Origin of the sequence: Bradyrhizobium sp. HKCCYLRH2015 (assembly GCF_051168215.1) — a bacterium.
GTDB lineage: Bacteria > Pseudomonadota > Alphaproteobacteria > Rhizobiales > Xanthobacteraceae > Bradyrhizobium.
On record NZ_JBNPUO010000004.1, the window covers coordinates 395,729 to 413,444 of the forward strand.

Here is a 17,716-nt window from a genome sequence, read left to right on the forward strand (position 1 = left end):
GCGGCGCGCCAAGTCAACAGCAGCGGCGAACATTGACGGAAAGGGCCTACCGCCCGCCGCGGCTCGCTCCAGAACGGAATGCGAGTTCGTGCCCCCTCTCGGCGTCAGCGGCCGCGCGAGACGCGCTCGATCTCGGCCTTGACGATGCGCTCCACCAGGGCCGGAAGATTGTCATCCAACCACGATTTCAGCATCGGACGCAGCATCTCCTTGACGAGGTCCTCAAGCGTCCGGGCGTTGTTGCTCAGCACCGTGTTGGCCAGCGCATTGAATGCCGATTCGACGGCGTTGACCGTGGACGGCGCCAGGATCGGCTGCTTCGGCGTGGCCTGCTCGAAAGACGACTCGAAGCTCGCGGCCTTCTGGTTGAGCCGCCCGGACTCGATGAACTCGATATCGTTCTGCGGATCCACCTTTCGGAAGGATGCCGCGGCGGGGGCTGGCGCTGGAGCGGGAGTCGGTGGGGCCACTGCCATGTCGTCCGTCAACTCGAGTACTTCAGGTTCTGGATCCGGCTCGGGTTCGGCCGGCCTGACCTCTGCCGCCGGAGTCGTTTCATCCAAACCCGCCAGCAATGCGTCAATGTCATCCTGACTGTTGGGCGCCGCAGCCGCCGCGGGCGGCGGCGCAGGTGGTGGTGGCGCGGGCTTGGCGGGGGCCGCAGCAGCGATCTTCGAAGGCGGGATGTCGTTCATCACCGGCTTCGCGGCCGGGGCCGCCGGCTTCTCGGCCTTCACCGGCTCCGGCGCGGCAGCCTTGTCCGCCGCCGGCGGCTTGCCCTCGTCGTCGGCAATGATACGCCGGATCGACGCCAGAATCTCCTCCATGGAGGGTTCTTGGACCTTCGCAGGCTGCGTCATTTCCGACTCCAAATCAGCAACGCCGCCCTACGTATCGGCGCGGCGCAAAAGTCCCGGGCGCCGGATCCAAGAGGCTTGGACTTCTCAACGGACATGCCAACTTGTCTCCGGACAAGGCCTGATCGATGCAAAACAACAGAACGATACTGCCCATGTCGGAGACTATTCTTGGAAGAACTTCCGACGCAGTCCGAATCGTTCGGCGGCCATTTTGAGGCTATGTCATGGCAACAAATGAATGCAAGCAACGCCGGCCGCGAACCCGGTGGAGCACGGAGGTCGCCTGTCAAGCGTCGCCCATTCGTCACAACCACAGCATGTGCCACAAAAAAATCCCCCGGCCAAGGACCGAGGGATCAGGGTCGATATTAAGAATGTACTAACGACCATCCGGCGTCCGTACACCCGCCCAGTTATCCCGGACCTGCTGGTAGTGAACGCTGGGATCGTAGGTGGTCGTCGGCAGGTTCAGCACCTGCGGCGACAGCCGACCGACGGTCTGAAGCACCGAGTAGGACGCCACCACACGATCGTGCTGTGCGTTCACCAGCGAGTTCCGCGCATTGACCAGCGCCTGCTGAGCGTTGAGGACATCCAGCGTGGTCCGCTGGCCCGCCTTGGCTTCCTCGCGCACGCCGTTCAAGGCGATCTCGGAGGCCGCCACCTGGGCCTGCGCCGACTGCACCTGAGCCTTGCCCGCGAGCAGCTTGCCCCAGGCAGATACCACGTCGGAGCGAGCCTGATCACGCGTCTGCTCCAGGACCAGACGCTGCTGTGCCAGCGACTCCTTGGACTGCCGGATCAGCGAATATTCCGCCCCTCCGTTGTAGATCGGAACGTTCAGCGAGGCGACAGCCGACGCGCTGAACCCACGATAGGATTGCAGGCTCGACTCATAGCCCTGCTGAGCCTGAGCCTGGACGTTTACGGACGGCAGCAGCGCACCTTCCTTGATCTTCGTGTCAAGATACTGGACGTCGATGCCGTACATCGCCGCGGTCACGCTCGGGTTTTCCGTCAGGGCCGTTTCGACCGACTGCTGGAGGCTCGGCGGCAAGTAACGATCAACAGGAGAGCCCGGCGCCAGATTCTGGGGATCGTTGCCGATGATTCGGCGGAAGTTCGAGCGGGTCGCCGTCAGCTGGGCCTCTGCTGTGAGCTGCTGCGTGCGGCCGGCGGCGAGCTGAGCCTCGGATTGCGCGACGTCGGTGCGGGTGACCTCGCCGACGTTGAACCGATCCCGAGTCTGCTTGAGCGTCTGCTCCAGCACTCGCGTGTTGCTGCGCTGGACCTCGACGATCGCCGCATCGCGCAGATAGTCCATATAGATCGTGGCCGCGGCTAGCAGCACCTGCTGCTCAAGAATGCGGAGAGCCTCTCGTTGCGCCGAGACGTTCGCCTCGGCCTTGCGCACGCCGTTTGCCGTCTGCTGACCGTTATACAGATTCTGGTTGACCGTCAGGCCGACGCTTCGCGGCCTCTGCACGCCGCTGACGGCCGGCGTCGCGGGTGCCGCTTGCAAATCCGTATACTGAATGCCCGCCGTCGCAGTCAGATTGACCTTCGGCCGATACCCCGAGAGTGCCTGCGGAACGCCTTCGTCGACCGCACGAGCCTGGGCCCGCGACGCGTTCAGTTGCGGGTTGTTCTGATAGGCGCGCACCAGCGCAGCCTCGATCGTGTCGGCCAGCGCAGGCGTCGGGCCTGCACAAGCCATCACGAGGACCACAGCCGCCGCTGCGGTGACGAGCTTCACCCCAAACATCCCTGTTCCATTCATTTGTTACCGGCTCGAACGCCAGAGCCGGGCCGTAACCTGTTGAAGAGACTCCCGCGCACCTCGCACCTTATTCCCCATGCAAGCGCAACGGAACCACCCAAGCCTGGAACCCGTATCGAAAACTGTCAACGTGCAGCATCCAGGCCACACTTCTGATTTAAAACAGAATTTTGCCCGCCCGCAGCCGCGAAGACAACGCACCAAGCCGTACTGCGCGACGGGATGCCGGCAGTTCAGAGGGGTCGCCAAGAACTTCGTCTGACGACCTAAAAAACGAACTCGGGGACCCGTTCGAGGCCGGAAATGACCGGCGCCGCGGCATCGAACAGAACCCTGCTGCCGATATCACCATGCGATCGCGTAAAGATCATGGCGCGGGCGGGTCGCGAGGTGGCGAAGACGCCGACCAGGCGGCCGCCCTCTTTCAATTGACGGCAAAGACCGTCCACAGCGACCTCGGTCGCACCATTGAGGAGAATCACGTCGAAGCGGCCGTCCGCCGGATCACCCTCCGCGGCCGGCGCGACCCGAATCGTGACCGGGCAGCCATCGACGGCGGCAAGCACCTGCTTGGCGCGCCCTTCAACCGAAGAGTCGGCCTCGGTCGCCGTCACGCTGCCAGCAAGCCGGGCGGCCAGCGCGGCGAGATAGCCCGTCGCACATCCAACCACCAGCACGCTGTCGGTCGGCTTGATCTCGGCAGCCTGCAGCAGTTTTCCCGTCAGCATCGGTTTGATCAGATACCGCTTGGTCGAAGCGGACTCGGAGACGTCGAGATCCAGGTCGAGATAGGCCAGCGCCTGCCTATCTGTGGGAACGTAGGCTTCCCGCGGCACGGTCAACAACGCATCCAGCACGCGGTGATCGGTGACGTCGTTGGTCCGGACCTGACCATCGACCATTTTCTGGCGCGCCGTCGCGAATGAAGACATGAGCAGACCTGCAAGCAAAGCGGATGGACCGCGGACGATCTGCGCAATCTTTTGGTACAAGGCCCTCGAAAAGGCAACATGCGGGTTTCAACGGAGCCGCAGGGACACCGCCTGTGAGGGCGCCGACCGCCGGCTACTCGATCACCACGGCCAGTCGCCCGAGCAACTGCACGATCTCGTCGATATGTTCGGAATCACCTCGCGTCATCATGTCGGCCAACCGCGTGAGACATTCGTCGTCGCTGAGACGCTCGACCTGGTCGGGAATCAACGAGGGCGCGGAGACTTCTTCAGCGAATGGGATGACGGTGTTTGGCATCTACGACACTCCATGACCGCGGGGGACTGGCCGGTTCCAGCAAACTATCGGGGCCGGTTTGCTCCCCTCCAAGTGAATTTCCTGTCATCGAACTGTGGGCGGCCGCTGCCCAGCAAGCGTTCAAAATCAATCTAACCATATGAAATTTCGGTATTTTATTCCTGAGCCCGCGATCGTCGCAAAGATGCGATTTCGTTCTATGCAAGGCGAAACGGCTTTGTTATACGCAGCCGCATTCGCGAACATTGCTTCGCCTGTTCCTCGGTAGCTCAGCGGTAGAGCATTCGACTGTTAATCGAATGGTCGCTGGTTCGAATCCAGCCCGGGGAGCCATTCTGGCCATGCCGAATGGTTCTTTATCCTCCCAATCCTTCTTTCTTGTGACGCGGGACATCCGCCGGTTGGCAGCGAACGGGCGCCGATCTTCACTGTCTTCCCTTGACCGCGCATGGGGCGTCGGGCAAGCGGGGGCACTCCTTCTGCAGTGACGACCAGCGATGCCGATTTCCGATCATCTGAGAGCCGTCCGCAGCAAGATCGGCCATGATCTGTTGGCGACCACGGCGGTTTCCATCTCCGTGTTCGACGACCAGGGCCGCATTCTGCTCGGGCGCGACGCGGAGACGGGCCTCTGGACGTTGCCCGGCGGCGCCATCGATCCGAATGAGCATCCGGCCGACGCCGCCACCCGCGAATGCTTTGAGGAGACCGGCCTCGTGGTCCGCCCGAAACGTCTGCTCGGGGTGTTCGGCGGCCCGGAGTTCCTCATCCGCTATCCCAACGGTGATCTGACCTACTATACGGTCATCGCCTTCGAAGCCGTCATCGAAGGCGGCGCGCTTGCGCCTGACGGCGAGGAGATCGCGAGCCTCCGATTCGTCGATCGTGGGGAATGGGACCAGCTCCCGGTGTCGCCATCGAGCCGGATCATCTCGCGTCAGGCGCTCCAGCACGACCCGGTCCCCTACTTCGCTGCCGCGAGCTGGCGGCCCGAGAGCTGAACCGGACTCGAGTCCTTGGATCCTGTCGCCGCAATTCTCATGCTGATGGCCGGTCTGCTTCATGCGAGCTGGCATGCCATCGTCAAGACCGGCAGCAGCCTCTCCCTTCTGGCTGGCATGGGTCTGGTGAGCAGCGCCCTGATCCTGCCCTTCATGTTTCTCGTTCCCGTTCCGGCGCTTTCGACCTGGCCGCTCATCGTGGCCTCGCTGGTCTTGCACGCGGGCTACAAGGCGAGCCTCGCAATGGCCTACCGTTCAGCCGAGCTTGGACGTACCTACCCGATCGCGCGTGGCACCGTTCCGCTGTTCGCAACGCTATTTGCCTCGCTGGGTCTGCAGCAACTGCCACGGAGCGGGCAGTTGATCGGAATCGCCGTCATCGTCCTCGGAATCACCGGCCTGGCACGCGACCGCATCCACGGTCCGATCGACCGCCGCGCGTTCTGGGCTGCGGTCTGCGCCGCCGCACTGGTCGCCGGCTATTCGGTCGTCGATGCGGCAGGCACTCGGCAGACCGAAGGCTGGGCTTCGTTCACGGTCTGGATGATCGTGCTCGACAGTGTCGTGTTCTTTCTCGTCGCAATGATGTTGCGCGGACCTGCGCTGGTGTTGGAGATCCGAGACGCCCGGACTCCGGTGCTGATCGCAGGCACCCTGGGGCTGACGTCATTCGTGGTATTCCTTTGGGCCTTGAGCCGCAATCCGATCGCCAATGTGGTCGCGTTTCGCGAATGCAGCGTCCTGTTTGCGACGCTGATCGGCGTGCTGTTCCTGAAAGAGCGTGCAACGCCGCAACGGCTTTGCTGCGCGGCGCTGATCGCAGTCGGGCTGGTCATCGTCGCCTTGCTCAAGCCGGATTGAGATTCGTCAAACAGCCGGAGCCATCGACCCGGACATCATAGTTCCATCTTCATCGCATGATGCACAACAGAAGATCTGCCTGCGGTCCGGACAGGGAAGTTCCGTAAAACTCCTGGTTGCAGAATCGCAGCAACTAATTCAGTGTTAACTACTTTGCCATTTTTGAGCCTCAGCCTATTGTCCTTGTAGCGTGAGAGTCCTTCAGTCCCGCTGATACTGAGGTGGCCCATGCCTACTGTCCTCATTATTGACGATGATTGTGCCACGCGCGCTGCGCTGGAAACATTATTGAAGAAGAAGCGGTTCTGCGTGTTTCTCGCGCCGGATGGTCCGACCGGCATTCGATTGATCGGCAGCGTGTCCTTCGATGCCGTCGTGATCGACATGTTCATGCCGGGCATGGACGGCATCGCAACCATTCGCGAGCTCATCAAGCTCGATCCCACGGTCCCGTTCATCGCAATCTCCGGCTACGCGTTCACCGATAAGAAACTGGGAGCTCCAGACTTCCTCGGTATGGCAATCAAGCTCGGAGCAACGGCAGCGTTGCAGAAGCCGTTCGACATCCTCGATCTGCTCGAAGCGGTCGATCGTGCGATCGAGGTGCGGCAACGACTTCTGACCGAGGCGCGGCGCGTGGCTCCTCATCCACGTCTGTCAGGAAGGGCTCATGATGAACATCCTGGTCGTTGATGACGAAGTCGGCGTTTGCTGTGTCATCCAGCATCTTCTGGTTCGCGAGGGCTACGCGGTCACGGCCGTCACCGACGGTCGGCTGGCCATGGATGCCGTGTCCCGCGACGATTTCGCTGCGGCCCTGATCGATCTCAACCTGGCCGACATGGACGGCAACGACGTCATCCGGGCTGCGCGCGCGGCCCGGCCCACGATGCCGATCGTGATGATGTCGGGCATGGTGCTCGAGTCAGGACAGGGGGCGCCTGACTTGCTCTCCCCCTCGCCCAAAGTGGTCGGCCTTCATCGTTTGGCGAAGCCGTTCAAGCCGAAAGACCTGTCGCAGCTGATGCGTGACATTCTGGCGCAGGACACCGAGCTTCTCGCCGTGGCGGTCTGACCGCCAGCGATTCTGCTGCTTGCGTCGAGCCGGGCGTTTGGAGCGGGTCGCCTCTCTCCGGCAAGGCAGCTTGCGACGCGCGGCAGACGTTCTGGATCTCTTGCTCACGGTCGGCTACGGGCGGACTCGTGATCGCTGCAGGGCATCACCTGCCGCACGGGCAGACGGGTCGACGGACGACGAGAAGCCTTGGGATGTGAGCCCGTTCACACTGGAACGGCGCGGACCGCGGTATCTTTTGGAACGAAGGGCACCGGTAACCAATTAGGTCCTTCGTGCCCGATCGTTAGAATTTGAGCGATCCGCTCAATTTGAACAAAGTGGAATTTTGCCATCGTGGCTCGCAGTTTGTGCGAGGGCGAGATGAGCGAAGCCGAATACGAGTTGTTGATGGATGTTGTGAGAACCGCTATTGCGCCCGAGACCGAGACCGATTCCATGGCCCGCTTGTTCGCGATTCTGCATCTCCCCACGGCAGCCAACGACAACCAGGGCGCCTGGCCGCTGATCCCGTTTCCGGACGGCTGGTTCGCGGCCTGCTGACGCGCGATCTTCGGTCGTCATGCAAGCCAGTGGATCGGCACGTCTTTGCCGGAACACTGCTGCGGTCTTCATTTTCTGAGATGGCGACGGCGGAGGCCGCCGCCCCTCAGATCGCCGGCGCTACTTCTTGACTGCGAACACCCAGACGACGCCGCCTTGCGGGACGTTGTCCTCCAGACCGATGTTGCCTTTCGAGAGCGCATCCTGGATGCGTTGCGCATCGACGCCCCAGCCGGACTGCACGGCGATGTACTGCGTGCCATCGACCTCATAGGCGACGGGCATGCCCATGATCCCCGAGTTCGTCTTCTGCTCCCACAGCAGCTCGCCGGTCTTGGCATGGAACGCCCGGAACATCCGGTCGTTGGTGCCGCCGACCAGAACGAGATCGCCCGCCGTCGCGGTCACCGACCCGAACAGCTGGGATTTCGGGAAATTGTGCGACCACACCTTCTTGCCTGTCGCGGGATCCCAGGCCTGCAGCTCCCCGAAATGGTCGGCACCGGGCCGCACCGTGAGCCCGATGTCCTCGGCCTTGGTGCCGAGCCAGAGCTGGCCGGGAACGAGCGGCAGCTTTTCCCCGGTGAAGCCGCCGCAGAAATTCTCGTTCGCCGGCACGTAGACGAAGCGCGTCTTCTGGCTGTAGGCCGCGGACGGCCAGTCCTTGCCGCCCCACAACGAGGGACAGAAGTCGACACGCTTGCCGAGCGTCGGCTTGTGCGCGGGATCAACGATCGGCCGTCCCGTCTCGGGCTCGATGCCCTTCCAGACATCGGTGTGGACGAAGTTCCAGCCATTGACGTAGTTGATGCGCTCCGGCGTGCGCTCGAGCACCCAGAAGATGGCGTCGCGTCCGGGATGGATCAGGCTCTTGAAGCTGCGGCCGTCGCGCTGCAGGTCGACCAGCATCGGCGCATCGACCTCGTCCCAGTCCCACGAGTCGTTCTGGTGATACTGGAAATGCGTCTTGATCTTTCCGGTCGCAGGATCCAGCGCGATCACCGAGCTGGTGTAGAGATTGTCGCCGGGGTGCAGGCCCCCTGGCCAGGGCGCGGCGTTGCCGACGCCCCAATACACCGTCTTGGTGTCCTTGTCGTAGGTGCCGGTCATCCAGGCCGAGCCGCCGCCGTTCTTCCAGTCGTCGCCGCTCCAGGTGTCATGCCCGGGCTCGCCTTCGGCCGGAATCGTGAAGGTGCGCCAAAGCTCCTTGCCGTCCTCGGCGTCATAAGCGGCAACGTAGCCGCGGACGCCGAACTCGCCGCCGGAGCCGCCGACCATCACCTTGCCGTCGACGATCAGCGGCATCAGCGTGAGATATTGTCCCTTCCTGTAGTCCTGGACCTTCTTGTCCCACAGCACCTTGCCGGTCTTGGCGTCGAGCGCGACCAGATGATCGTCCGTCGTGGCGAGGTAGAGCTTGTCCTGCCAGAGGCCGACGCCACGATTGGTCGGATGCAGCTGGAACAGATCCTCGGGGAGCTCGCGCTTGTAGCGCCAGTACTGATCGCCGGTCTTGGCATTCAGCGCGATGACCTGCCCCATCGGCGTCGTGATGAACATGACGCCGTTGTTGACCAGCGGCGGCGCTTCGTGCCCCTCGACCACGCCGGTGGCAAAGGTCCAGACCGGCACCATGTCCTTGACGTTCGTGGTGTTGATCTGGTCGAGCGGACTATACCCCTGGCCATCATAGGTCCGGCGGTAGAGCATCCAGTTGCCCGGTTCGGGATTTTCGAGCCGCGCGGGCGTAACGGGACTATAGTTGTCGATCGGGCCGGCCACGGCTGCCGGTGCGGCGAGACAGGTGAACGCCACGGTGCTCGATAGCAGCCATTGCTTGATCGCGGTGGACGTGATGGACATGGACAAACCTCCCCTGCTTCGTTTTTCGATTCACTTGTTGTCGTGACGGGTGTCGAGACGATGCGAGTTCCGATAGGGACATGGGATCTCATCAGCCCTGTTGGCCACCTACCTTCCCAATGAAGGGCCCGGCGATCAGGAGCGTGCCGTCCTTGATCGCGAGGGGAAGCGCGGCAAGCCGCCGCGGCGCGGGGCCGAACACGACCTGCGCCCCGCGCCTCGGGTCGTACTCGGAATTGTGGCACATGCATTTGAAGACATCGTCGTTGCCCTCGGTCGCCTTGATCCAGGCCGTGACCGGGCATCCCGCATGCGAGCAGATGGCCGAATAGGCCACGATTCCTTCGGCTGCGCGCCGACGCGTGTCGTCGTCCAGTTCGTTTGGATCGAGCCTGACGAGCACCACCTCGTTCAATCGCGATCCGTCACGCACGATCGCATTCGCTGGATCCTTCGGCCACCCATGAACCGGTGGCTCGCCGATCTTCAAGTCGTCAGGCGTGATCGTCTGCCCTTCGCGCTCCCCTTCCGAGAACACGATCAGGTCGCCTTTTTGCGGCCGCTTCTCCTTGCGAGGATCATCGTCATCGGCCGCTGCGCTGGCGACTGTTGCGCATGCGGCAAGCGTGCCGAAAACCACCGAGCGGCGTGTCGGGTGATCATCCATGACAGATCTTTGCGTGTGAAGTTGTGTGCTTGAGTCGTGGGAATGCTGCTCTAAAGTCCGGCGTCCCGCAGCGCACCCTGACATAGAACAATTAGAACAACACAACCTGACGAAATCAAGGCGCGTTGCGCGATTTCGCCGCGATGTTTTCAACTATCGTCGCTGCTGCGCGTCATTGCCGATGCAACAGTTCGGCGAAAGCTGCTGGTGATCGGCAGCCGCCGCATCGCCTGCTCCGTCTGGAATTTTCGACCACGCGAGATGTGGACCAGGGTCGGGATGAGAACGGCGCGACAACACCCCTACGCGCTGCCGAGCCCGATGCCGACCAGTTCGAAACGCGGCTCGGCGGATCGAACGTCCGGCTGGCTGAGGGCCCGGATCGATGGAGTCGGCTTCGCGACGAGAGTGGTTGCCTAAGCGACCGATTGCCTATATTGCTCCGCCCACAGGGGCCACGTGGCGGAGTGGTTACGCAGCGGTCTGCAAAACCGTTTACACCAGTTCAATTCTGGTCGTGGCCTCCACTCAATCAAGATCAAGCGGGTTGGACCACCCATTGGCCGCGGCCGGCGCTAGATGGGCAGATCGTCGATGCCGCCGGGATAGCTGACCTGCGCGCGCGGCCAGGTCAGAATTGCCCCTCGTTCACCGGCCGAGACGCCGCCCCGATCCGAGCCGGACCTGCCGGCCAGCCGGGGCGCGTAATCCCGGAACTGCACCACATTGGATTTTTCTGCTTCCTGCATGGCTCTGATCCTCGTTCCATGCTGCAATGCAAGAAGCGTACCCCCGGTTCCTAAACCCGGCGTTTACGGCCGCGCCAATCCGGCTTGCGGGCCTTTGGGCGGGGCGTGAGCTCCGGTTGCTCTTTTTCCACCTCCCGATACCGCGCCAGCATGCGCTCGAAGCTGGCGTCGAGGGTCGTGGCGATCTCCGGCCGGCGTTCCAGCGCGGCCATCAGCATCCCCGCCGCCTCGATGGTCGACAGCCCGTCGCGGCGCGGCTCGCGGCGCAGCCGGCCGTAGCGCGACGGCTGCCGCGGCCCGAGGATCACGCGCTGGCACTTCAGCATCCACGGATTGCGCCACCACAGCGCCTTGGCCTGGCTCCAGGTGCCGTCGAGCAGGATCACGCCCTCGATCGACTTGAGGATGGCGCGCTGGTTGTCGGCCACCTCGCCCTTGCGGGTCAGCGCGACCACCTCGGTCTCAGGATCGAGCTCGGCCGCCTTGGCCGAGCCGAGATAGAGAATGGCCCAGCGCGCGGGATCGGCAACCGGCCGTCCCAGCGCCCTGGCGAGGCTCGGCCAGGACAGCCCGACCTTGACCACCGCGTTCTTGAAATGCTGGGCGGCGAGCCGCGCGGTGCCGAGCGCGCGGTCCTGCTCCTGCGGGTGCTGCAGGATCAGGAGCCCCAGCCGGCTTTCCAGCGGCGTGACGCTGTCGCAGATGCACAGCGGCAGCGGCTTCTGGCAGCGCGGGCAGTCGGGTGGCGCCTCGGTGGCAAGCGGCGGATGGTTGTGTGTCTCTGGCATGCCGCGCCTATACGCGCCGCTGAACGTCGCGACAACGGCTCATTCGGCAGGAGCTGCGAGCGGCTCCGGCGCCGAGCGGCGGCGCAGCCGGTCGATCAGCAGATAGATCACCGGCGTGGTGTAGAGGGTGAGGATCTGCGACACCAGCAGCCCACCGATGATGGTGATGCCGAGCGGGCGGCGCAGCTCAGTGCCGGGACCGGTCGCGATCACCAGCGGCAGGCCGGCGAACAGCGCGGCGAGGGTCGTCATCAGGATCGGGCGGAATCGCACCCGGCAGGCCTCGAAGATCGCATCGGCCGATGACATGCCGCGCTGCCGCTCGGCTTCCAGCGCGAAATCGACCAGCATGATGCCGTTCTTCTTGACGATCCCGATCAGCAGGATGATGCCGACGAAGGCGATCACCGTCAGCGGCGTGTTGGTAACCTGCAAGGCGAGCAGCGCGCCGAGCCCGGCCGACGGCAAGGTCGAGATGATCGTCAGCGGATGCGCCAGGCTCTCATAGAGCACGCCGAGCACGATATACATCGCGGCCAGGGCGAACAGGATCAAGAGAGGCTGGCGGCCGCTGCTCTTGTTGAAGTCCCCGGCATTGCCGTCGAAGCTGCCGCGGATGCCCTCCGGCATGTGCAGCTCGTCGACGGCGCGCTGGATGTTGGCGGTCGCGGTCTGCAAGGGCACGTCCGGCAGCAGGTTGAACGAGACGGTGGTCGAAGGGAACGATTGTGAATGATACACCGCCAGCGGTGACAGACCGCGCTCGGCCTTGACCAGCGCCGACAACGGCACCTGCGCGTCCCCTGCCCCGGCCACATAGATGCGGTCGAGATTGGAGGGATCGGTCTGGAACTTCGGGTCGATCTCCAGCACGACCATGTATTGGTTGCGCTGGCTGTAGACGATCGAGATCTGGCGTTGCGCGAAGGCGTTGTTGAGCGCGTTGTCGATATCCTGGACGCGGACGCCGAGGCTCGCCGCCGTTTGTCGGTCGATCCGCAGCGCAAGCTGCAGGCCACCGGGATCGCGGTCGCTTGAAATGTCGGTGATGCCGTCGACCGACTCCAGGCGCTTGGCGACAATCGGCGCCCATTTCTGCAGAAGGTCGAGATCGGGACTGCTCAACGTGTACTGGTAGTCGGAATCGCTCTGGCGGCCGCCGGTGCGCACGTCCTGCGCGGCGAACATGAAGAGCCGAATGCCGGGGACCATCGCGAGGCTCCGCCTGAGGCGGTTGATCACGAGCTCAGTCGAGACGCCCTCGCGCTCCGCCGGGGGCTTGAGGTTGATGAACATGGTGCCGCGGTTGGACGTCGCGCCGCCCGGCCCGCCGCCACCCCCGACCGTCGAGCCGATACCGGCCACGGCGGGATCAGCCATCACGATGTCGGCAAGCCGCTGCTGCAGGCCCAGCATGGACTGGAACGAAATGTCGGCCGAGGCGCGCGTCGCACCGATGACGAAGCCGGAATCGTCGGTCGGGAAGTAGCCCTTGGGCACCTTGATGTAGAGCGTCACCGTGAGCGCGATGGTGGCGAAGAACACGATCAGGGTGAGAAACGGATAAACCAGCACGCCGCGCAGCGTCCAGGCATAGAAGCGGACCATGCCGGACAGCGCGCCTTCGACGATACGGTCGAACCAGGTGGCACGATCGGACAGCGTCTCCTTGATGTAATGCGCGCAGATCATCGGCGTCACCGTCAGCGATACCAATGTCGACACGACGATCGCGAAGGTCAGCGTCAGCGAGAACTCACGCAGGAGACGGCCGACGACGCCGTCCATGAAGATCAAGGGCACGAAGGCTGCAATCAGAGAAAGGCTGATCGACAACACGGTAAAGCCGATCTGGCGGGCGCCATCGAGCGCGGCGCGCATCGGCGACAGGCCATGCTCGAGATTGCGGTACATGTTCTCGATCATGACGATGGCGTCGTCGACGACGAAGCCGACGGAGATCGCGAGCGCCATCAGTGACAGATTGTCGATCGAGAAGCCTGCGAGCCACATCGCCGCGCAGGTACCGGCAAGCGCCAGCGGCACCGAGACGCCGGCCGCGACCGTCGGCACCAGACGGCGAAGGAACAGGAACACGACGATCATCACCAGCACGGCGGTCGCGAGCAAGGTCCACTGCATGTCATCGACCGAGGCGCGAATGGTCCCGGTGCGGTCGACCAGCGTGGAGATCTCGATCCCCGCCGGCAGCCATTGCTTGAGCTCCGGGATCAGCGCCTTCACCCGGTCGACCGTCTCGATCACGTTGGCATCGCCCTGCTTGGCGATCTGGATCAGCACCGCCGGCTGCTTGTTGAACCAGGCGATCGAACGCACGTTGCGCACGGAATCCTCGACGTCGGCGACATCCGACAGCCGTACGAAGCTGCCATTGCTGCTCTTGATCAGGATGTCGCGGAATTCGGCCGCGCTGCGCATCTGCCGGTTGATGGCGATGGTCTCGCTCTGGCGGCCGCCCTCGAAGATGCCGACAGGCCCGATCGGATTGGCATTGATGATCGCCGTCCGGACATCGTCGGTCGAGATGCCGGCATTGGCGAGCGAGACCGGATTGAGCGCGATGCGCACGGCGGGTTGATCGGCGCCGCTGACCGTGACGTTACCGACGCCGGGTACCTGGAACAGCCGCTGCGCGAGCACGGTGTCGGCGACGTCATACATCGCGCTCGTCGTCATCGTCTTCGAGGTCAGCGCCAGAACGAATACGGGAGCCGCGGCCGTGTTCGCCTTGCGGAACCGCGGCAGCGCCGGAAGGTCGCTCGGAAGGTCCGACAGCGAGGCATTGATGGCCGCCTGCACGTCGCGCGCGGCCTTGTCGATGTCGCGGCCGATCGAGAATTGGATCTGGATGTTGGTGGTGCCGAGCGAGCTCGTCGAGGTGATCTGGTTGACGCCCGCGATCTCGCCGAGCCTCCGCTCCAGCGGCGCCGCGACCGTCCCCGCCATGACGGACGGGTCCGCGCCCGGGCGCGACGCGCTGACGAAGATCGCCGGGAAATCGACGTTCGGCACCGGCGCGACCGGAAGGAAGATGTAGGCGACGATCCCGACCAGGAACAGGCCGATCGAGAGCAGTGTGGTGCCGACCGGCCGGCGAATGAACGGCTCGGAGATCGAGGCCATCACTGGACGCCTTCGGTCGCACCTGCAATCGGCGGCGACGGCAGGTTCGGCGCCGGCGGCAGCGCGCGCTCGAAGCGACGATTGATGCGGTCGAGCGCGAGATAGATGACCGGCGTCGTGTACAGGGTCAGCAATTGGCTGAGCAGCAGGCCGCCGATGATGGAGATGCCGAGCGGAAAGCGCAGCTCCGAGCCGGTGCCGCTCTCGATCGCCAGCGGCAGCGCACCGAACAGCGCGGCCAGGGTCGTCATCATGATCGGGCGGAAGCGCAGGAGACACGCTTGCACGATCGCGTCGTAAGGCGTGCGGTTCTCGTGACGCTCCGCCTCGAGCGCGAAGTCGATCATCATGATCGCGTTCTTCTTGACGATGCCCATCAGGAGGATGATGCCGATCAAGCCGATGACCGAGAGATCCTGGCCGAACAGCATCAGGGCCAGGATGGCGCCCACGCCCGCCGACGGCAAGGTCGACAGGATCGTGATCGGATGGATGTAGCTCTCATAGAGCACGCCGAGCACGATGTAGATCGTGACCACGGCCGCCAGCAGCAGCCACGGCTGGCCGGCCAGCGACTTGGCGAATTCGGCGGCATCACCCGAGTACACGCCGATGATGCTGCCGGGCATGCCGATGCGGTTCTCGGTCGCATGGAGCGCGTCGACCGCCTCGCTCAGGGCCACGCCGGGCGCGAGATTGAAGCTCAGCGACACCGCCGGAAACTGCGCCTGGTGCGAGATCGCCAGCGGCGCGGTGGTGCGCTTCAGGCTTGCCACCGCCGAGAGCGGCACTTGGCCGCCGGCGCCAGGCAGATAGAGCTTCGACAGGATCGAGGGATCGCGCTGATACATCGGCAGCGCCTCCAGCACGACGCGGTACTGGTTGGCCTGGCCATAGATCGTCGAGATCTGCCGCTGCGCAAAGGCGTCATTGAGCGTGTCGGTGACGCCCTGCAGACTGACGCCGAGCTGGCCGGCGCGCTGACGGTCGATGGTCAGCTCCGCGCGCAGGCCGCCCTCCTGGGCTTCGGAGGAGACGTCGCGGAACAGAGGGTCGCGACGCATTTCTCCGACAAGCTGCCTCGCCCATTTCGACACCTCGGCGGCATCGGCACCGGTCAGCGTGTACTGATACTGCGAACGGCTCGCCTGGGTCGAGATCTGCACGTCCTGGACCGGCTGGAAGTACACGGTCATGCCGGGAACGCCCGAGGTTTTCTGCTTCAGCCGGTCGATCACCTCGGCGACGCCATCCTGCCGGTCGCCGAGCGGCTTCAAGGTCATGACGAGACGGCCGACATTGGTGGTCGGGTTGACCGATCCGGCGCCGATCACCGAGACGACGCCGACGACGTCGGGATCAGCCTGGATCGCGGCGGCGACATCCGCCTGGCGCTTCTTCATTTCGGCGAACGACACGTCGGGGCCGGCTTCGGTCACCGCCGTGATCGAGCCGGTATCCTGCAGCGGCAGGAAGCCCTTGGGCGCGACGACGTAGAGCGCCAAGGTCGCCGCCAAGGTCGCGAAGGTCACGACGAGCGTCTCGGTCTGGCGGTCGAGCACCCAGAGCAGGCTGCGGTGATAGACCGCCACCGTGCGGTCGATGAAGCGGCTGATGGCATTCAGCCCCGGCAGCACCCATTCCTCGCTGGCATGCTTCAACAGCCGCGAGCACATCATCGGTGTCAGGGTCAGAGAGACCAACGCCGACGTCACCACTGCGATCGTCAGGGTCAAAGCGAACTCGCGGAACATGCGGCCCACCAGCCCGGACATGAACAGCAGTGGAATGAACACTGCGATCAGCGACACGGTCAGCGAGATCACGGTGAAGCCGATCTCGCGCGCGCCGCGCAGCGAGGCGTTCATCGCGCTCTCGCCATTCTCCATGTGGCGCACGATGTTCTCGATCATCACGATGGCGTCGTCGACGACGAAGCCGGTGCCGATGGTGAGGGCCATCAGCGAGAGATTGTCGAGACTGAAGCCGGCAAAGTACATCACGCCGAAGCTCGTGATCAGCGAAAGCGGCAGCGCGACGCCGGCGATGATCGTGGCGCGCAGCGAGCGCAGAAACAGCAGCACGACCAGCGTCACCAGCACCACGCTGAGCACCAGCGTGAACTGCACGTCGTGCACCGAGGCGCGGATGGTCACGGTGCGATCGCTGACGATGGCGAGCTTCACGCCGGCGGGAAGCGTGCGCTGCAGCTTCGGGATCTCGGCACGGATCTGCTTGACGACCTCGATGACGTTGGCACCCGGCTGGCGCTGGATGTCGAGGATGACCGCAGGGACACCCTGGTACCAGCCGCCGGTCCGATCGTTCTCCAAACCATCGATAATCGTCGCGACATCGCCGATCGTGACCGGCGAGCCGTTGCGGTAGGCAATGATGATCGGCTTGTAGGCGTCGGCGGCCGCGATCTGGTCGTTGGCCGTGATCAGATAGGCCTGCTGCGCCCCGTCGAGCGATCCCTTGGGACCGGAGACGTTGGCGCCTGCGATGGCGGCGCGCAGGTCCTCCATCGAGATGCCATAGGCGGCGAGCCGCGCCAGGTCGGCCTGCACGCGCACCGCGGGCTTGAGTCCGCCGAGCACCGAGACACGGCCGACGCCCGAGACCTGGCTCAGCCGCTGGGCCATGATCGTGTCCGCCATGTCACTCATCGCGCGCAGGGAGATCGTGTCCGAGGTCAGCGCGAGCGTCATGACCGGTGCGTCGGCCGGATTGACCTTGGCGTAGGTCGGCGGATAGGGCAGCGACTTCGGCAAGACGCCGGCGGCGGCATTGATTGCCGCCTGGACGTCCTGCGTGGCGCCATCGATGTCGCGTCCGAGATCGAACTGCAACGAGATCTGGCTGACGCCGAACGAGCTCGTCGAGTTCATCGCCGAGAGCGACGGGATCTGCCCAAGCTGGCGCTCCAGCGGCGCCGTGATCAGCGAGGCGATCACATCGGGGCTGGCGCCCGGCAGTTGCGTCGTCACCTGGACGGTCGGGAAGTCGACCTGCGGCAGCGCCGAGACCGGCAGCGCGAGATAGCCGAGCAGGCCGCCGATCAGCAGCGCGACGCCGAGCAGCGAGGTCGCGATAGGACGGCGGATGAAGGGTTCGGAGACGCTCATCGCGAC

At 64.2% G+C, this 17,716-nt stretch carries 15 protein-coding genes and 2 tRNA genes; 7 read left to right on the plus strand and 10 right to left on the minus strand.

Features of this window, described 5'->3' with window-relative positions:
• Positions 1-104 precede the first annotated feature (104 nt).
• The 4 genes from ACQR1H_RS12965 to ACQR1H_RS12980 all read right to left on the minus strand — a co-directional run bounded on the left by ACQR1H_RS12965 (position 105) and on the right by ACQR1H_RS12980 (position 3,891).
• A complete protein-coding gene (locus tag ACQR1H_RS12965; protein WP_315799933.1) occupies positions 105-860 on the minus strand; it encodes a PopZ family protein in 756 nt (251 codons plus the stop codon).
• A gap of 379 nt (positions 861-1,239) precedes the next feature.
• Positions 1,240-2,625: a TolC family outer membrane protein gene (locus ACQR1H_RS12970; RefSeq protein WP_315799932.1), complete on the minus strand. Its 1,386-nt coding sequence runs from the start codon at positions 2,623-2,625 to the stop codon at positions 1,240-1,242.
• A 281-nt stretch (positions 2,626-2,906) separates the two neighbouring features.
• Complete coding sequence (locus tag ACQR1H_RS12975) at positions 2,907-3,572, minus strand: protein-L-isoaspartate O-methyltransferase family protein (protein ID WP_434839902.1); 666 nt, start codon at positions 3,570-3,572, stop codon at positions 2,907-2,909.
• Positions 3,573-3,705: 133 nt separating this feature from the next.
• On the minus strand, positions 3,706-3,891 hold the full coding sequence (locus ACQR1H_RS12980; protein WP_315799930.1) for a hypothetical protein: 186 nt from the start codon (positions 3,889-3,891) through the stop codon (positions 3,706-3,708).
• A 258-nt stretch (positions 3,892-4,149) separates the two neighbouring features.
• Here ACQR1H_RS12980 and ACQR1H_RS12985 point away from each other — a divergent pair.
• The 6 genes from ACQR1H_RS12985 (at position 4,150) to ACQR1H_RS13010 (ending at position 7,371) form a co-directional block, all read left to right on the plus strand.
• Positions 4,150-4,224 (plus strand) — tRNA-Asn (locus ACQR1H_RS12985).
• 164 nt (positions 4,225-4,388) lie between these two features.
• Positions 4,389-4,892: an NUDIX domain-containing protein gene (locus ACQR1H_RS12990; RefSeq protein WP_315799929.1), complete on the plus strand. Its 504-nt coding sequence runs from the start codon at positions 4,389-4,391 to the stop codon at positions 4,890-4,892.
• 15 nt (positions 4,893-4,907) lie between these two features.
• Positions 4,908-5,753: an EamA family transporter gene (locus ACQR1H_RS12995; protein WP_434839881.1), complete on the plus strand. Its 846-nt coding sequence runs from the start codon at positions 4,908-4,910 to the stop codon at positions 5,751-5,753.
• A gap of 228 nt (positions 5,754-5,981) precedes the next feature.
• On the plus strand, positions 5,982-6,446 hold the full coding sequence (locus ACQR1H_RS13000; RefSeq protein WP_315799927.1) for a response regulator: 465 nt from the start codon (positions 5,982-5,984) through the stop codon (positions 6,444-6,446).
• Positions 6,424-6,828, plus strand: coding sequence for a response regulator (locus ACQR1H_RS13005; protein ID WP_315799926.1), 405 nt, complete (start codon positions 6,424-6,426; stop codon positions 6,826-6,828). Before ACQR1H_RS13000 ends, ACQR1H_RS13005 begins: the two co-directional genes overlap by 23 nt.
• Positions 6,829-7,191: 363 nt before the next feature.
• Complete coding sequence (locus ACQR1H_RS13010) at positions 7,192-7,371, plus strand: hypothetical protein (RefSeq protein ID WP_315799925.1); 180 nt, start codon at positions 7,192-7,194, stop codon at positions 7,369-7,371.
• Positions 7,372-7,491: 120 nt separating this feature from the next.
• On the opposite strand, the gene ACQR1H_RS13015 is transcribed toward ACQR1H_RS13010, so the two are convergent.
• Together ACQR1H_RS13015 and ACQR1H_RS13020 are read right to left on the minus strand one after the other, a co-directional pair.
• The gene (locus tag ACQR1H_RS13015; protein ID WP_316178687.1) at positions 7,492-9,234 is read right to left on the minus strand and encodes a methanol/ethanol family PQQ-dependent dehydrogenase; all 1,743 of its coding nucleotides are present in this window, start codon (positions 9,232-9,234) and stop codon (positions 7,492-7,494) included.
• 91 nt (positions 9,235-9,325) lie between these two features.
• The gene (locus tag ACQR1H_RS13020; RefSeq protein WP_316236454.1) at positions 9,326-9,901 is read right to left on the minus strand and encodes a ubiquinol-cytochrome c reductase iron-sulfur subunit; all 576 of its coding nucleotides are present in this window, start codon (positions 9,899-9,901) and stop codon (positions 9,326-9,328) included.
• 453 nt (positions 9,902-10,354) lie between these two features.
• Between ACQR1H_RS13020 and ACQR1H_RS13025 the strand changes: the two genes are divergently transcribed.
• A tRNA-Cys gene (locus tag ACQR1H_RS13025) sits at positions 10,355-10,428 on the plus strand.
• A 48-nt stretch (positions 10,429-10,476) separates the two neighbouring features.
• Here the strand turns inward: ACQR1H_RS13025 and ACQR1H_RS13030 are convergent.
• From ACQR1H_RS13030 to ACQR1H_RS13045, 4 genes are read right to left on the minus strand one after another with little or no spacing between them, the layout of a single operon-like run.
• A complete protein-coding gene (locus ACQR1H_RS13030; protein WP_315799923.1) occupies positions 10,477-10,650 on the minus strand; it encodes a hypothetical protein in 174 nt (57 codons plus the stop codon).
• A 50-nt stretch (positions 10,651-10,700) separates the two neighbouring features.
• Positions 10,701-11,438 carry a tRNA-uridine aminocarboxypropyltransferase gene (locus ACQR1H_RS13035; protein ID WP_315799922.1) on the minus strand — a complete coding sequence of 246 codons (738 nt, stop codon included), beginning with the start codon at positions 11,436-11,438 and terminating at the stop codon, positions 10,701-10,703.
• A 39-nt stretch (positions 11,439-11,477) separates the two neighbouring features.
• Positions 11,478-14,582, minus strand: a complete 3,105-nt coding sequence (locus ACQR1H_RS13040; protein WP_316236452.1) for an efflux RND transporter permease subunit — start codon at positions 14,580-14,582, stop codon at positions 11,478-11,480.
• Complete coding sequence (locus ACQR1H_RS13045; RefSeq protein ID WP_434907633.1) at positions 14,582-17,710, minus strand: efflux RND transporter permease subunit; 3,129 nt, start codon at positions 17,708-17,710, stop codon at positions 14,582-14,584. Before ACQR1H_RS13045 ends, ACQR1H_RS13040 begins: the two co-directional genes overlap by 1 nt.
• Positions 17,711-17,716 lie beyond the last annotated feature (6 nt).

What these genes read in the sequence shown, in the direction of transcription:
- ACQR1H_RS12965 (WP_315799933.1), bottom strand. Translation starts at nt 860, where the DNA reads ATGACGCAGCCTGCGAAGGTCCAAGAACCCTCCATGGAGGAGATTCTG.
- ACQR1H_RS12970 (WP_315799932.1), bottom strand. Translation starts at nt 2,625, where the DNA reads ATGTTTGGGGTGAAGCTCGTCACCGCAGCGGCGGCTGTGGTCCTCGTG.
- ACQR1H_RS12975 (WP_434839902.1), bottom strand. Translation starts at nt 3,572, where the DNA reads ATGTCTTCATTCGCGACGGCGCGCCAGAAAATGGTCGATGGTCAGGTC.
- ACQR1H_RS12980 (WP_315799930.1), bottom strand. Translation starts at nt 3,891, where the DNA reads ATGCCAAACACCGTCATCCCATTCGCTGAAGAAGTCTCCGCGCCCTCG.
- ACQR1H_RS12990 (WP_315799929.1), top strand. Translation starts at nt 4,389, where the DNA reads ATGCCGATTTCCGATCATCTGAGAGCCGTCCGCAGCAAGATCGGCCAT.
- ACQR1H_RS13000 (WP_315799927.1), top strand. Translation starts at nt 5,982, where the DNA reads ATGCCTACTGTCCTCATTATTGACGATGATTGTGCCACGCGCGCTGCG.
- ACQR1H_RS13005 (WP_315799926.1), top strand. Translation starts at nt 6,424, where the DNA reads ATGATGAACATCCTGGTCGTTGATGACGAAGTCGGCGTTTGCTGTGTC.
- ACQR1H_RS13010 (WP_315799925.1), top strand. Translation starts at nt 7,192, where the DNA reads ATGAGCGAAGCCGAATACGAGTTGTTGATGGATGTTGTGAGAACCGCT.
- ACQR1H_RS13015 (WP_316178687.1), bottom strand. Translation starts at nt 9,234, where the DNA reads ATGTCCATCACGTCCACCGCGATCAAGCAATGGCTGCTATCGAGCACC.
- ACQR1H_RS13020 (WP_316236454.1), bottom strand. Translation starts at nt 9,901, where the DNA reads ATGGATGATCACCCGACACGCCGCTCGGTGGTTTTCGGCACGCTTGCC.
- ACQR1H_RS13030 (WP_315799923.1), bottom strand. Translation starts at nt 10,650, where the DNA reads ATGCAGGAAGCAGAAAAATCCAATGTGGTGCAGTTCCGGGATTACGCG.
- ACQR1H_RS13035 (WP_315799922.1), bottom strand. Translation starts at nt 11,438, where the DNA reads ATGCCAGAGACACACAACCATCCGCCGCTTGCCACCGAGGCGCCACCC.
- ACQR1H_RS13040 (WP_316236452.1), bottom strand. Translation starts at nt 14,582, where the DNA reads ATGGCCTCGATCTCCGAGCCGTTCATTCGCCGGCCGGTCGGCACCACA.
- ACQR1H_RS13045 (WP_434907633.1), bottom strand. Translation starts at nt 17,710, where the DNA reads ATGAGCGTCTCCGAACCCTTCATCCGCCGTCCTATCGCGACCTCGCTG.